Below are 14,309 nucleotides of genomic sequence, written 5' to 3' on the forward strand. Positions count from 1 at the left end.
ACGGCCGCGGACAGGAGACACTGCGCATGGATCTGGACTATTCCCCCGCCGACGACGCGTTCCGCGCCGACGTCCGCGCCTGGCTCGAGGCCAACCTGCCTCACGCACTGCGCGCCAAGGTACTCGATCACAAACGACTCGACCGCGAGGATTTCGCGAGCTGGCACCGGATTCTGGGCCAGCGCGGCTGGTCCGCGCCCACCTGGCCGGTCGAATACGGCGGCCCGGGCTGGAGCGCGACGCAGCGGCATATCTGGGACGAGGAGTGCGCGCGGATCGGTGCGCCCACCGTGCTGCCGTTCGGGGTGTCGATGGTCGCGCCGGTCCTGATGAAATACGGCAGCGAAGCGCAGAAGCGCCACTATCTGCCGCGTATTCTCGACGGCTCGGACTGGTGGTGCCAGGGTTATTCGGAGCCGGGTTCCGGGTCCGACCTCGCGTCGCTGCGCACGCGCGCCGAGCGCCACGGCGATCACTACGTCGTCAACGGCCAGAAGACCTGGACCACGCTCGGCCAGTACGCCGACATGATGTTCTGCCTCGTGCGCACCGATCCGGCCGCGAAGAAGCAGGAGGGCATCTCGTTCCTGCTGATCGACATGAAGACGCCCGGCATCACGGTGCGCCCGATCGTGATGCTCGACGAGGATCACGAGGTCAACGAGGTGTTCTTCGAGGACGTGAAGGTGCCGGTCGAGAACCTCGTCGGCGACGAGAACCGCGGCTGGACCTACGCGAAATACCTGCTTGGCCACGAGCGCACCGGCATCGCGCGCGTCGGCGCGTCGAAGCGGGAGCTCGCGTTCCTGAAGCGCGTCGCATCGAACCAGCGCAAGAACGGCAAGCCGTTGCTCGCCGATCCCGTGTTTGCCGCGAAGGTCGCGGCGCTCGAAGTCGAGTTGATGGCGCTGGAGGTGACGGTGCTGCGCGTCGTCAGCCGCGAGACGAGCGGCAAGGGGCCGGGCCCCGAGGCGTCGATGCTGAAGATCAAGGGCACGGAGGTGCAGCAGGCGCTCACCGAGCTGATGGTCGAAGCGATCGGTCCGCTGGCCGCACCGTTCGACGTGCCGTTCCTCGACGGCGAGCGCGAACACAGCATCGCCGGCGACGACGATGCGGCGCCGCTCGCCGCGTACTACTTCAACTACCGGAAGACGTCGATCTACGGCGGGTCGAACGAGATCCAGAAGAACATCATCGCGCAGATGATTCTGGGGCTGTGATCAGGGAACGGAGACAACCATGGATTTCAGCTTTACCGACGAGCAGCAGCAGTTCGCCGACGCGCTGCGCCGGTATCTCGGCGAGCAATACGGCTTCGACGCGCGCCAGGCGATCGTGCGCAGCGATACCGGCGTGTCGGATGCGCAGTGGAGCGCATTCACCGAACTGGGCTTGACCGCGTTGCCCGTGCCGGACGCACAGGGCGGTTTCGGCGGCGGCCCGGTCGACATGCTGGTCGTGATGCAGGAGCTCGGCCGTGCGCTCGTGATCGAGCCGTACTGGGCCACGGCGGTTGGCGTCGAGGCGTTGCGGATCGCCGGCTCCGGCGCGGGCGACGATGCCGCGCTGCTGGAGGCGGTCGCGCAGGGGCACAAGCGCGTGGCGGTCGCGTTCCACGAACCGCAGGCGCGCTACGACCTGTACGAGCTCGACACGCACGCGCGCGAGCAGGGCGGCACATACCGGCTGACCGGTACCAAGTCGGTCGTTCAGCACGGCGCCCAGGCGCACGCGTGGATCGTGCCCGCGCGGGTCGACGGCGGCGGCCTCGGCCTCTTCGTCGTCGAACGCGATGCGGCCAACGCGAAGGTGGTCGACTACCGGACCATCGACGGCCAGCGTGCCGCGACGATCACGTTCGACGACACGCCGGCCCGATTGCTGACGGGCGGGGCGCGCGACGCGGCGGCGCTCGAGCAGATCGCCGATTACGCGACCTTCCTGCTGTGCGCGGAAGCGGTCGGCGCGCTCGACGAACTGAATCGCGCGACGGTCGAATACACGAAGACGCGCGAGCAGTTCGGCGTGCCGATCGCGCGTTTTCAGGCGCTGCAGCACCGGATGGTCGACATGCTGATCCATGCGGAGCAGGCGCGTTCGCTGACCTATCTCGCGGCGGTCCGCTACGCGAACGGCGATGCCGATGCGCGGCGCAAGGCCGTGTCGGCCGCGAAGGCGCGCGTCGGCGCGGCCGCGCGCTTCGTCGGCCAGCAGGCGGTCCAGCTGCACGGCGGCATGGGCGTGACCAACGAGGTGGCCGCCGCGCATTTGTTCAAGCGGCTGTCGATCATCGAGACGACGCTCGGCGATACCGATCATCACCTCGCCCGCATCGCGGCGCTGCCCGATTTCGCGCAGACCGACGTAGCATGACGGTGACGCGCGAGCGCGCCAGACAAGGAGACTTATCAGTGGGCATCAGTTACGAAGACCTGGTGGTCGGCAGTACCACCGAAGTGGGCCGCTACACGTTCGAGGCCGACGACATCAAGACGTTCGCGAAGCGCTACGATCCGCAGCCGTTCCATGTCGACGAGGAAGCGGGGAAGGCGTCGCATTTCGGCGGGCTCGTCGCGAGCGGCTGGCATACGTGCTCGGTGTTCATGAGCCTGCTGGTCCAGAAGCTCGGGCCGGATTCGACCAGCATGGGCTCGCCGGGCATCGATTCGATCCGCTGGCTGAAGCCGGTGCGCGCCGGCGACACGATCACGATGTACCAGAAGGTGCACGACAAACGCGTGTCGGAGAGCAAGCCCGATCGCGGCATCGTGTCGACGGAATGGATCGGCGTGAACGAAGCCGGCGAGACGGTGATCTCCGTGCACACCAAGGTGATTTTCGGGCTGCGCCATCCGGGGGGCGCGAACTCATGACCGACCTGACCTTGCCGCTGATCGCATCGGCGCAGGCGCTGCAGGCGCGGGTCGGCGCGGAGCCGCTCGCGAGCGGCTGGATCGAGATCGACCAGCCGCGCGTCGACGGTTTCGCCGACGCGACCGGCGATCATCAATGGATTCACGTCGACCCCGAACGCGCGCGACGCGAGTCGCCGTTCGGCGGGCCGATCGCGCACGGGTTCCTGACGCTGTCGCTGATTCCTGCGTTGATGACCGACGCGATGCGCTTCGAGCAGAAGATGGGCGTGAACTACGGGCTGAACCGCGTGCGGTTTTTGAAGCCGGTGCCGGTCGGGGCGCGGGTGCGTGCGCTGTTCGCGGTGAAGGAAACCGCCGACGCCGCGCGCGGCGGCATCCAGGTGACGTGGTCGGTATCGATGCAGGTCGAGCGCCCCGACGCGCCGCTGCCGGTGTGCGCGGCGGAGTTCGTCACGCTGCATTACTTCTGAAGCACGGGGAGCGGCATGCGCGGATGCCGCTCCGCTCGTCACACGCTCGTCAGTGCTTCGCGTATTGCGTTGCGCCGAACAGCACCTCGCGTGCCTTGTCGTCCTGCAGCGCCTTGCGCATCGACGCGAGCACCTCGACGCCGCGCTGCACGGCCGGTCGCGCGGCGATCGCCTCGTGCCAGCGCTTCACGTTCGGCAGTTCATCGAGCACGATGCCCTGGTTCTGCCACGAGCGCGTCCACGGGAACGTCGCAATGTCCGCGATCGTGTACGTGTCGCCCGCGAGATACTCGGATTCGCCGAGCCGCTTTTCCATCACGTTGTACAGGCGCTTCGCTTCGTTCGTGTAGCGGTTGACCGCATACTCGATCTTCTCCGGCGCATACAGCCGGAAGTGGTGCGCCTGCCCGAGCATCGGGCCGACGCCACCCATCTGGAACATCAGCCACTCGAGCGTCGCATAGCGCGCGGCCGGCTCCGTCGGCAGGAACTTGCCGGTCTTCTCCGCGAGGTAGATCAGGATCGCGCCCGATTCGAACAGCGAGATCGGCTGGCCGCCGGGGCCGTCCGGATCGACGATCGCGGGGATCTTGTTGTTCGGGCTGATCTTCAGGAATTCGGGCTTGAACTGGTCGCCGGCACCGATATCGACCGGATGCGCACGATACGCGAGGCCGGTTTCCTCGAGCATGATGTGTACCTTGTGGCCGTTCGGGGTCGCCCAGCTATAGACGTCGATCATCGTCAACTCCTGTGTGGCATGCGCGAAAACGGCGCCGGCGGCGCCGCGACAGGCGGTCATTAGAGCATGGATCGACACGGGCTGCTGGCGACGGAAACGCGCGTGCCGACGGGCATGCGCGGCCGCACGGGAGAGTGCCGCGGGCGTTGCGCGCGGCGCATCGGATGGACGTCGCGGCGTAGCGCCGGTTCGAAGGCCGACGCGGCGGATCAGCGCTTGTAGCGCGGCTGGCGCTTCTCGAGAAAGGCGGTGATGCCTTCGAGCCCGTCCACATGATGCAGCGACGCGACGAAATGATCGCGCTCGGTGCCGAGATGCGCGTCCAGCGGTTGTGCGGTCGCGTCGTCGAGCAGCGACTTGATGCGCGTGAGCGCATTCGGCGAGATGTCGGCGAGCGCGTCGGCCCATGCCAGTGCGTCGCTCAGTGCCGTGCCGGGCGCGGTGAGCCGGTTGACGACGCCGAGCGCATGCAGGCGTTCGGCGGCAACCGGCTTGCCTTCGAACAGGATTTCGGCCGCGATCGCACGCGGCAGTGCGCGGGCGAGAAACCACGAGCCGCCGCCGTCGGGCGTCAGGCCCACGCGCGCATACGACATCACGAATTTCGCATCGTGTGCGGCGACGATCAGGTCGCACGCGAGCGCGAGCGAGAAGCCCGCGCCGGCCGCGGCGCCTTCGACGGCCGCAATCACCGGCTTCGTCGACGCGCGGATCGCCATGACCCATGCCGCGAGCTGATCGATGCTGTCGGCCTGGAAGGACGGATCCTTCGAGCGATTCTCGAGCAGCCGGTTCAGGTTGCCGCCTGCGCAGAAGAAGCGATCGGCGCCGGTCAGCACGACGGCGCGAATCGCCGGATCGCGCTCGGCGGTGGCGAGCGCTTCGATGCCGGCCGCGTACATGTCGGGATGCAGCGCGTTGCGCGCGCCGGGATTGGACAGCGTGAGGACGAGCGTCGATTCGCTCTCGGGCGGACGCGAGGCCAGCAGTTCAGCACTCATGCGAGCGTGTCTCCATCGGATGGCGCGGCGGCGACGCCGCGTGTGTCGCGCGGACGGGCGAAGCCGACGCCGCAGCGGAGGTAATGTCGTCGTGACGAACGCACAACTTGCTTTAGACTAGCACGGACGTGCTTTTCAGCGCGATGAATCCCGATGCGGCCGGCGTCGATGCGGCCGCGCTTCAGCAACGAAGGAGACACCGATGCTACAACTGTGCGGTATTCCGTTGTCCAACTATTACAACAAGGTGAAGTTCGTCCTGCTCGAGCACGACATTCCGTTCGAGGAACGGGTGTGCGGTTTGCCGATCAGCGATCCGGCGCAGCTTGCCGATTCGCCGCTCGGCAAGATTCCGTTCCTGAAGACCGAAGAGGGCGCGCTGTTCGAGTCGCAGGCGATCATCGAATACCTGGCGGCGCGCTATCCCGAGAAAGGCATTTTCCCCGCAAGCCCGTTCGCTGCGGCGAAGGTGCGCGAACTTGTCGAGACGCTCGAGCTGTATCTCGAATGGATGGCGCGCGAGGTGTACACGGAAGCGTTTTTCGGCGGCAAGGTGAGCGACGGGATGAAGGCGCACGTCGAGAAGCGCCTGCCGCGCGCGATCGATGCATTCAAGCAGATGACGCGCTTTTCGCCGTATGTGCTCGGCGACTCGTTCGGCTTCGCGGACATGGCCGCGTGGGTTCATCTGCCGGTCGTCGGGATGGCGACGAAGGCCGTCTTCGGGCGCGACTTCCTGCTCGATGCAGGCATCGACTGGAAGGCGCACGCGAAGACGGTGAGTGAACGCCCGGCCGCGCAACGCGTGGCAGCCGAGCGCAAGGCGTATGTCGAAGCGGCGAACGTCGTGCGTTCGTAAGCGTGTCTGACGGGCGGCGCGTGGCCGCCCCTGCCGGGCTTACAGGCGGGCGAGCCGTTCGAGCGCGGATGCGAGCGTGCTTTCCTGCTTCGCGAAGCAGAAGCGCACGACGCCCGATTCGTGCGGCTCGTGATAGAACGCCGACACCGGAATGGCCGCCACGCCGATCTCCGACGTGAGCCACTTCGAGAATTCCGCTTCGGGCAGGTCGCTGATCGCCGAGTAATCGACGCACTGGAAGTACGTGCCCGTGCACGGCAGCAGCTTGAAGCGCGTGCGCTCGAGGCCGGCCCGGAAGAAGTCGCGCTTCTTCTGATAGAAGCCCGCGAGCGACAGGTACGGCGCCGGGTCGCGCAGGTAGTCGGCGAGCCCGATCTGCATCGGCGTGTTCACCGTGAACACGTTGAACTGGTGGACCTTGCGGAATTCCGCGGTCAGCGCCGCCGGCGCCGCGACGTAACCGACCTTCCAGCCCGTCACGTGATAGGTCTTGCCGAAGCTCGACACGATGAAGCTGCGCGCGGCGAGCTCCGGGTAGCGCGCGACGCTCTCATGGCGCGCGCCGTCGTAGACCATGTGTTCATAGACCTCGTCGGACAGGATCAGCACGTTGGTGCCGCGCACGATGTCCTCCAGCTTGCGCATGTCGGCCTCGCGCCACACGGTGCCCGTCGGGTTGTGCGGCGTGTTGATCAGGATCATCCGCGTTCTCGGCGTGATCGCGGCCGCGAGACGGTCGAACGGGATCGTGTAGTCGGGTGCGTCCAGCGTGACGAACACGGGCTTGCCGCCGGCAAGCTCGATCGACGGCAGGTAGCTGTCGTAGGTCGGCTCGACGACGATCACTTCGTCGCCCGGATGCACCGCGCACAGGATCGCCGTCAGCAGCGCCTGCGTCGCGCCGGCCGTCACGGTGATTTCGGTGCCCGGATCGTAGCGTCGGCCGTACACCTGCGCGATCTTGTCGGCGATCGCGTCGCGCAGCGGCGCGACGCCGGCCATCGGCGGGTACTGGTTGTGCCCGTTGCGCATCGCGGTGGCGACCGCATCGACGATGCGCGGATCGCAATCGAAATCCGGGAAGCCCTGGCCGAGGTTCACCGCGCCTTTTTCGGCGGCAAGCGCGCTCATGACCGTGAAGATCGTCGTGCCGACGTTCGGCAGGCGCGACGGGAAAACGGGAGTCGTTGGCATATCTGAAGGAGCGTTCATCGAGACGGTCGAATTCGGATGGGGGTGTCAGGCCGGCGTCGCCGTGGCGTCGAGCGCGCAGGCTTCCACGAACGGTGCGGGTTGCGCGATCCGGAAGCCGAAGTCGCGTGCGGTGCGTTTCGCGAGCTTCAGCAGCGCGCGGTCTTTCGACACGAGCCAGTCGGCCTGCGCGGCGTGGGCGAGTTCGAGAAATTTCTGGTCGTCGCGGTCCTTGCACTTCGGCAGCGGCGGCGCGTCGGCGTCGACGGGCGGCGGTTCGACGAGGCTCGCGAGCCGGGCGACCGTCGCGAGCGCGGCAGCCTTGTCGATCGCGCGCGACTGGAACTGCGGATAGTCGAGCACGTATTCGAGCTCGGTCAGGCAGCGGCCGTCGATCACGGCGGCCAGCGTGCCGCGCTCCAGCGCGGCCCGGATCGGGCGCGTAGCGGGGTCGTCGAATACGAGGATGTCGATCCAGACGTTCGAGTCGAGCACGACGCGGTGGGCGGCATGCGGGGCGAGAGAGCGGGTCATTCGTTACAATCGGTGGTTTTCGTCTGACCGCAAGGCACGGCGTGCCAGCGAGCCTCTATGATAATCGTTCTCTCTCCCGCCAAATCCCTCGACTACGAGACGCCCGCGCACGTCCAGTCTTACACGAAGCCTGCATTCGTCGACGACGCGTCGGAGCTGATCGCAGGCCTGCGCAAGCTGTCGCCGCAGGACATCGCGGCGCTGATGGATATCTCCGATCCGCTCGCGCGCCTGAACTTCCAGCGCTACGCCGACTGGTCGCCGACCTTCACGCCGGCCAACGCGAAGCAGGCCGTGCTGGCGTTCAACGGCGACGTCTACGAGGGTTTCGACGCGAAATCGCTGTCGCCGACCGATCTCGACTATGCGCAGCAGCACGTGCGCGTGCTGTCGGGCCTGTACGGGCTGCTGCGTCCGCTCGACCTGCTGCAGCCGTACCGGCTCGAGATGGGCACGCGTTTCGCGAACGCGCGCGGCAAGGATCTGTATGCGTTCTGGGGCGACCGCATCACGCGGGCGCTGAACGAGCAGCTCGAGACGCGCAGCGGCGCGGCGCGCGTGCTCGTCAACTGCGCGTCGACCGAATACTTCAAGTCGGTCAAGCCGAAGCTGCTGGCCGCGCCGGTCATCACGCCGGTATTCGAGGACTGGAAGGGCGGCCGCTACAAGATCATCAGCTTCCATGCGAAACGCGCGCGTGGCCTGATGGCGCGTTTTGTCGTCGAGAACCGTATCACCGACCCGAAGGCGCTGAAGGCATTCGCGACCGAAGGCTATGCGTTCGATGCGGCGGCGTCGAACGATTCGACTTACGTATATCGCCGGCGCATCGGCGAGTGACCCAGCCGGCCGTTCACGAGACGGCCGGCGCATGCATTGGGGCCGGACAGGCGGTACGCTGCCCGATTCGGTCGACAGCTTTGCATGGGACTGGCGTAAGCGCTGAAGCGCTAACGCTGGTCGACCGCTTTGCATGGGACCGCCGTAAGCGCTAAAGCGCTAACGGCGGTCGACAAAGGAGATAGACAGATGGCCGTTTCGATCACCAGTAATTTCGACGCAGGCGCAATCGACGTCGTGTCGTGCGACAGCCCCGACGCAATCCGGCTGCGCGTGCGCGGCGACAATCGCTCGGAATTCGCGCAATGGTTTTACTACCGCTTGACGGGGGCGCGCGGCGAACGATGCGTGATGACGTTCGAGAACGCAGCCGAATGCGCGTATCCGTCGGGCTGGCGCAACTACCACGCGGTAGCGAGCTATGACCGCGTCGACTGGTTCCGCGTGCCGACGACATTCGACGGCAAGACGATGACCATCGACCATATGCCGGAATTCGACAGCATCTACTACGCGTATTTCGAACCGTACTCGGAAGAGCGTCACGCGGCGTTTCTCGGCGCGGTCCAGCAGTTGCCGCAGGCGAGCGTCGTCGAGCTCGGCCGCACGGTCGAAGGCCGCCCGATGTCGCTGCTGACGCTCGGCACGCCGGAAACCGATGGCGCGCCGAAGAAGAAGGTGTGGATCATCGCGCGCCAGCATCCGGGCGAATCGATGGCCGAGTGGTTCGTCGAAGGCCTGGTCAAGCGGCTGGCCGGATGGGGCGACTGGGCGGGTGACCCGGTCGCGCGCAAGCTCTACGATCGCGTGACGTTCCACATCGTCCCGAACATGAACCCGGACGGCAGCGTGCACGGTAACCTGCGCACCAATGCGGCCGGTGCGAACCTGAACCGCGAGTGGATGGCGCCCGATGCCGAGCGCAGCCCCGAAGTGCTGGCCGTGCGCGATGCGATCCACGCGATCGGCTGCGACATGTTCTTCGACATTCACGGCGACGAGGATTTGCCGTACGTGTTCGTCGCCGGCTCGGAGATGCTGCCGAGCTTCACCGAGCAGCAGCGCAAGGAGCAGGCCGCGTTCATCGACGCGTTCAAGGTCGCCAGCCCCGACTTCCAGACCGAGCATGGCTACGCGGCGAGCAAGTACAAGGAAGATGCGCTGAAGCTGGCGTCCAAGTACATCGGCCACCAGTTCGGCTGCCTGTCGCTGACGCTCGAAATGCCGTTCAAGGACAATGCGAACCTGCCCGACGAGCGCGTCGGCTGGAACGGCGAGCGTAGCGCGGCGCTCGGCGCGGCGATGCTGGCCGCGATCCTGGTGCATGTCGACACGTTCGCGTAAACGCCGTCGTCGTCGCATGAAAAAAGGCCGGTGCGTCTTGCGATGCACCGGCCTTTTTTGCTGCTGTCGTCGCCGCTCTGCCGTATCAGGACTTCTTCGCGGTTTTTTTCTTCACGGCTTTCTTCTGGCCGCCTGATTTTTTCGTCGCGACGGCCTTCTTGCTGCCGGTGCGGCCCGATGCCTTCGCCTTGGCTTTGCCGCGGTGCGACTTGCCCTTGAACTTCTTCGTCGAAGACGACGAGCGCTCGACGCGCGGCTTCAGCGGCGGAACCGGATCGTTCCAGCTGAACGCGAGCATTTGCTGGCCGACATAGCCGCAACGGAATTTCAGCGGCGTCGGGTCGCTGCCGTCGCTATGGATGCCGAGCCCGTCGACGGTAACGATGTTGTCGACTTTCACACGCTGCTTGCCCTGGTCGAACGAGTCGTTCCACGGCGTGATCGTCGCGTTGCCGCCGTCGAATGCGTTCGGCGCGAAGTCGACGCGATCGAACGCCGTCGACGTGCTGGCGATGAAGCTGCCGTGCGCCGCACAATCGGCGGCGAGCGGATCGGCATGCATCTCGTTGACGAATTTGTTGATCAGTTCGGAACGCTGGTCGAGCAGGTCGGCGAATACCGGTGCGGGAAGCGCAAGCGACAAGCCCGCGATACAGGCTGCCAGCTTGCCGAGCGCCCGGAAAATCCGGAGCGAGGCAGGTGAGCTGTCCATCTGGTTATTGGTGAGGAGCGAAGAAGACGTCGGGCACGTATAGATGCCCGATGAAGAACAGGAGTTCAATCTTAGCGTAAAAAAGTTGTGCGGCAGTAGGTGACGTATTCGGCGCGCGCGGCGGAATGGCCGCCGATACGCGTGTGCGCTCGTCCGATGCGGAGGAGATTCAGGCGCGCGGGCCGCCGAGGCGGTAGCGGCGGACGTCGAAGGTCGTGACCCACGCGGGGCGATAGACGGCGATGAGGGCCGTTGCCATGCCGGTGAACCAGGCCTCGCCGAGCGCGAGCAGCGCGGTGTTCAGCAGATAGCCGGCCGGAATCACGACGGGCACGCCGTCCGCGAGCGCGAGCTGGACACCGGCCGCCGCCGCGGCGACCGCGACGATCGCGATGGCGGGCGACAGGAAGCCCTGCCCGGTGATGAACGACGCGAGGTTGTGCGGCAGCCACGCGAGTGCGGCGCGTTGCAGCAACGCCGACACGCCGACAGGCAGCGCACCGTAGATCAGATAGGTCAGGCCGATGCCTTGCCACGGCGCGTCGAAGATGACCGCGGCAATCGCCGTGACGGCGCCCATCGCGACCAGTGCGAGCGTCCAGTCGAACAGCGTGACGAGCAACGTCGCGCCGAGCAGATGCATGACGATGCCATCTTCGAGCCATGCGTTCGAGGCCCACAGGACCGCGATCGCTGTGACGAGCGCGAGCCACACGTGCTGAAGCGTGGCGTCTTGCAGGCGTACGAAGGGGCGATTCCAGATCGCGAGCGCGAGCAGGGCCACGGCGGCGATCCAGCCACCGATGCCAACCCAGAGCGGAAGCGGTGTGAAAAGAAAACCCATGCGTCCATATTACTCGTTGAGCATCAAAGGTGGGAGCCTGCACATGCCCGACCGTCGCAATATCGAGACTGTTTGCCTAGCGTCCGCGCCTGAACCGTGCCGGTGGCTCGGCGGCGAGTGGCAGGTCCTGCGTGCCGGTATTCGCGGTGGGTAACGGGTACGGACGGTCATGCCGTTGTGTACGCAGCGGAGCCGGGCCGTGTTCCCCGATGACCGGTTTACGAGCGCGGTTCCGGTTCGCCAGCAGCACCTCGAGATGGGGCGACAGCCAGCCGTTGTAGATCGCGACCGCGGCGGCGCGGTTTGCGGCGCCGAGCTGCTGGAAGATGCTCGCGAGGTGGATCTTCACGGTGCCTTCACTGATGCCGAGCGTACGCGCGATCATCTTGTTCGTGCTGCCCATGTGGACGAACCGCATGATCTGCGCTTGCCGCGGCGACAGGAGGCCGCTCGGCGGGCGCCGCGGCAGGGAGCCGGCGAGCGTCTGGAAATGGGCGTCGTGGCGGGCCGTCGTCGTTGCCGTGGACGGCAGCAGGCTGAGGGCGATCGGCGGAATGTAGTGTCCGCCCAGCAGCACGATCTCGAGCGCCCGCACGATCAGGTGCGGCCGCGTGGAATGCGGGATCACGCCCGCGACGCCGTAATTGAAGAAGCGCTGGATCGCTTCGGGCGAGATGTCGTCGACCAGGACGGCGACCGGGGTCGGTGAGCACGCGTTGCCGAGTGCCTGAAGCTCGCTGATCCGGCCCACGTCCAACCAGTCGATCGCGACGAGGTCGAAACGCTGGGTGCGCAGCAGCCGGCGTGCCTGGAAACCGTCAGGCGCATCGTTGATGCTGGCGTGCCGGTCGATCTGCCGCAACAGGGTCTTCAGTCCGTCACGCCGTTCGGCGTCTGAGTTAAGTACCAAGAACCGCATATTCAACCTCCGTGAAGTGAGTCATTGACTGCCGTCGGGGATAAGCTGGCCCCGATAATGACAAAGACCTTACACGATGTCTGCTTGGCTGAAAGGCTTAGGAAAAGTTCGAAATTTCGAGCGACCGGGCATCGGATATGAAAAAAGCCGCTTCGGCAGGGAACCGAAAGCGGCTTTGGGGCGGGCAGGCCGTCCGGGCCTGCGGTGCGGGTCAGTGGAAGTGCGGCTGGGCGGGCGACGCGTCTTCCGGCATTTCCGCATGGACGATTTCGCCGAGCGGATCGGCGTAAAGCGGCACGCCGCAGTCGTCGCAGTATTCGGGTTCGAAGCGGCCCGCGTGCCGCCGGACGTCGGTTACGCCGCATTCCTTCAGCAGGCTCACGATTTCCTCGAGCGGTCCTTCGATCGGCGCTTCGCCTTCGAGCGTCGCGTTGTCGACCGAGATGTCGCCGTTTTCACGGCCGTAGAGCGGCCACACGACACCGTAGATCACGTCGTTGCTCGCACGTCGCGTGAAGCCGACGCGATACTCGTCGATACGGCGTTCGCCGAAGCCGGCGACCACCGCGCGCAGCTCTTGCGGCGCTGCACCAAGTGTGTCGAATAGATAACGAATGGCCGTTCGGACGGTATGCGGACGTACGCGTTCGTCCGCATCGCGACAAGCCGAGTAGTACGCGTCCGGAAGCAGGCATTCGAACTCGCAGCCGGGCAGCGCGATCGACAGGTTCGGGCCGCCTTGGGCCGTCCATTGTTCGAGGCACTGGCCGCGCTCGATCCGGCTGCCGTTTTCTTCTTCCTGCCAGCGGAACAGCGGCGCGCCGGCCGGCGCGGCGACGACTGCCAGCAGGAAGCGCGGATCGGCGAGGATCGGCGAAGTTTCCGGCAGGTCGCCGAAGCTCAGCTTCGGGGCGTGCTGGCCGATTGCCGCGTGGGCGAGCTGCTGGGCCAGCCGGTAGGTCTCGACGTGGTGCCGCGGCAACTGGTCGATGCTGTAGAGGAACGGCGCGAGGCCGACGAGGGTGCCGTTCGCGAGCACGTGCGCTTGCAGATGCGTTCGCAGCGCGTCGGCAACGTCGCCCTTGAGCGGGCCCGACGGAATCATGTAGCGCGTCCAGGCGAGGACCGGGACGGCGACCAGCAGCGCATCGTACGGTTGGCCGTCGTGCTCGATCACCATCGACTCGCTGTGCGTCTCGGCCATGTCGGCGAGCGCGCCGTAGGCGTCGGGGTGATTCTGCTGAAGATGGTCGAGCGCGGCGTCGAGCGTAGTCTGATTGCCGTTGCGGACGATCTTGGCGAGCAGCGTATCGAGCTTCGCTTCCCAGAAGCGATCCTCGATGCGGCTGCCCGACGCGAAGAGCGCAAGTGACAGACCGACCAGTTTGTCGGCATCGGGGGGGAGGCGTTTGGCGATTCGCTGGCGCATATTAAAGACGTATATAGAAAGAGGCGAAGAACCTCACATTCTAGTCCGTTCTTTGCACCATAAGCGATCTCGTGGCCAAGCATGGCCGGACGGCCGAATTGCGGCCTGTGTAAAAAAGTTTCTGCGAAACCCCTTGCGCTCACGACGTGAGCTGCTTAGAATCACGCCTCTTTCGCGCTAACGGAAACGCGGCGCGGAAGGAAGGGAAGCGGTGCTGTCGGGTTCGGTCGTAGCGAGCCTTGGCGGTACAGGAAGTTGAGCCCCGCAGTCGCAACGAAGTCGTTCAGAAAGTTGTTGACGAGCTGCGAAACACGGTTCATAATTTCGCTTCTCTGCTGCTGAAAACGCAGCGCTGCTGAGAAACACGGAGTTTCTCGCAGAAATGCTCTTTAAAAATTAACAGCCGATAAGTGTGGGCGCTTGATGGCAGCGAGCTGATCCTCGGATCAGATAGCGAAAGTATCAAGAGTCTCACACTAAAGTAAGTCAGGTTTATGAAGTGATTCATATTCCTGTCAGCTTTGAGTGAGCGACCGGTTCTTAAC

15 protein-coding genes are annotated in these 14,309 nt (G+C 65.6%); 7 read left to right on the top strand and 8 right to left on the bottom strand.

What is annotated here, in order from left to right:
- Nucleotides 1-26: 26 nt before the first annotated feature.
- Genes HWX55_RS24825 through HWX55_RS24840 form a run of 4 tightly spaced genes read left to right on the top strand, consistent with a single transcriptional unit; the run spans nt 27 to nt 3,349 of the window.
- The gene (locus HWX55_RS24825) at nt 27-1,223 is read left to right on the top strand and encodes an acyl-CoA dehydrogenase family protein (RefSeq protein WP_175977644.1); all 1,197 of its coding nucleotides are present in this window, start codon (nt 27-29) and stop codon (nt 1,221-1,223) included.
- 19 nt (nt 1,224-1,242) lie between these two features.
- Nucleotides 1,243-2,376 carry an acyl-CoA dehydrogenase family protein gene (locus HWX55_RS24830; protein WP_175977645.1) on the top strand — a complete coding sequence of 378 codons (1,134 nt, stop codon included), beginning with the start codon at nt 1,243-1,245 and terminating at the stop codon, nt 2,374-2,376.
- 38 nt (nt 2,377-2,414) lie between these two features.
- Nucleotides 2,415-2,876 carry a MaoC family dehydratase gene (locus tag HWX55_RS24835; RefSeq protein WP_050016488.1) on the top strand — a complete coding sequence of 154 codons (462 nt, stop codon included), beginning with the start codon at nt 2,415-2,417 and terminating at the stop codon, nt 2,874-2,876.
- A complete protein-coding gene (locus HWX55_RS24840) occupies nt 2,873-3,349 on the top strand; it encodes a MaoC family dehydratase (protein ID WP_175977646.1) in 477 nt (158 codons plus the stop codon). Before HWX55_RS24835 ends, HWX55_RS24840 begins: the two co-directional genes overlap by 4 nt.
- Before the next feature lie 49 nt (nt 3,350-3,398).
- Here the strand turns inward: HWX55_RS24840 and HWX55_RS24845 are convergent, their stop codons facing one another.
- Nucleotides 3,399-4,091, bottom strand: a complete 693-nt coding sequence (locus HWX55_RS24845; RefSeq protein ID WP_050016513.1) for a glutathione binding-like protein — start codon at nt 4,089-4,091, stop codon at nt 3,399-3,401.
- A 209-nt stretch (nt 4,092-4,300) separates the two neighbouring features.
- A complete protein-coding gene (locus tag HWX55_RS24850) occupies nt 4,301-5,092 on the bottom strand; it encodes an enoyl-CoA hydratase (protein WP_175977647.1) in 792 nt (263 codons plus the stop codon).
- Between the two features lie 202 nt (nt 5,093-5,294).
- Between HWX55_RS24850 and HWX55_RS24855 the strand changes: the two genes are divergently transcribed.
- Nucleotides 5,295-5,951, top strand: coding sequence for a glutathione S-transferase (locus HWX55_RS24855; RefSeq protein WP_175977648.1), 657 nt, complete (start codon nt 5,295-5,297; stop codon nt 5,949-5,951).
- 39 nt (nt 5,952-5,990) lie between these two features.
- Here HWX55_RS24855 and HWX55_RS24860 read toward each other — a convergent pair whose 3' ends face one another.
- Entirely contained in the window at nt 5,991-7,163 is a 1,173-nt protein-coding gene (locus HWX55_RS24860; protein WP_175977649.1) for a pyridoxal phosphate-dependent aminotransferase, read from the bottom strand.
- Between the two features lie 27 nt (nt 7,164-7,190).
- Nucleotides 7,191-7,676 (bottom strand): putative toxin-antitoxin system toxin component, PIN family, encoded by a 486-nt coding sequence (locus HWX55_RS24865; protein WP_175977650.1) that lies wholly within the window; start codon nt 7,674-7,676, stop codon nt 7,191-7,193.
- Between the two features lie 57 nt (nt 7,677-7,733).
- On the opposite strand from HWX55_RS24865, the gene yaaA reads away from it, so the two are divergent.
- Entirely contained in the window at nt 7,734-8,516 is a 783-nt protein-coding gene (yaaA, locus tag HWX55_RS24870; protein ID WP_089488676.1) for a peroxide stress protein YaaA, read from the top strand.
- Between the two features lie 189 nt (nt 8,517-8,705).
- On the top strand, nt 8,706-9,860 hold the full coding sequence (locus tag HWX55_RS24875; protein WP_175977651.1) for a carboxypeptidase family protein: 1,155 nt from the start codon (nt 8,706-8,708) through the stop codon (nt 9,858-9,860).
- 85 nt (nt 9,861-9,945) lie between these two features.
- On the opposite strand, the gene HWX55_RS24880 is transcribed toward HWX55_RS24875, so the two are convergent.
- From HWX55_RS24880 to HWX55_RS24895, 4 genes are all read right to left on the bottom strand, one after another.
- A complete protein-coding gene (locus HWX55_RS24880) occupies nt 9,946-10,572 on the bottom strand; it encodes a hypothetical protein (RefSeq protein ID WP_089488674.1) in 627 nt (208 codons plus the stop codon).
- 169 nt (nt 10,573-10,741) lie between these two features.
- Nucleotides 10,742-11,416, bottom strand: coding sequence for an energy-coupling factor ABC transporter permease (locus HWX55_RS24885; RefSeq protein WP_050016504.1), 675 nt, complete (start codon nt 11,414-11,416; stop codon nt 10,742-10,744).
- Nucleotides 11,417-11,492: 76 nt separating this feature from the next.
- Complete coding sequence (locus HWX55_RS24890; RefSeq protein ID WP_175977652.1) at nt 11,493-12,335, bottom strand: response regulator transcription factor; 843 nt, start codon at nt 12,333-12,335, stop codon at nt 11,493-11,495.
- Nucleotides 12,336-12,546: 211 nt separating this feature from the next.
- The gene (locus tag HWX55_RS24895; protein WP_089488673.1) at nt 12,547-13,764 is read right to left on the bottom strand and encodes a DUF2863 family protein; all 1,218 of its coding nucleotides are present in this window, start codon (nt 13,762-13,764) and stop codon (nt 12,547-12,549) included.
- Between the last annotated feature and the right edge of the window lie 545 nt (nt 13,765-14,309).

Source organism: Burkholderia sp. BCC1047 (genome assembly GCF_902833155.1).
Taxonomy (GTDB): domain Bacteria; phylum Pseudomonadota; class Gammaproteobacteria; order Burkholderiales; family Burkholderiaceae; genus Burkholderia; species Burkholderia sola.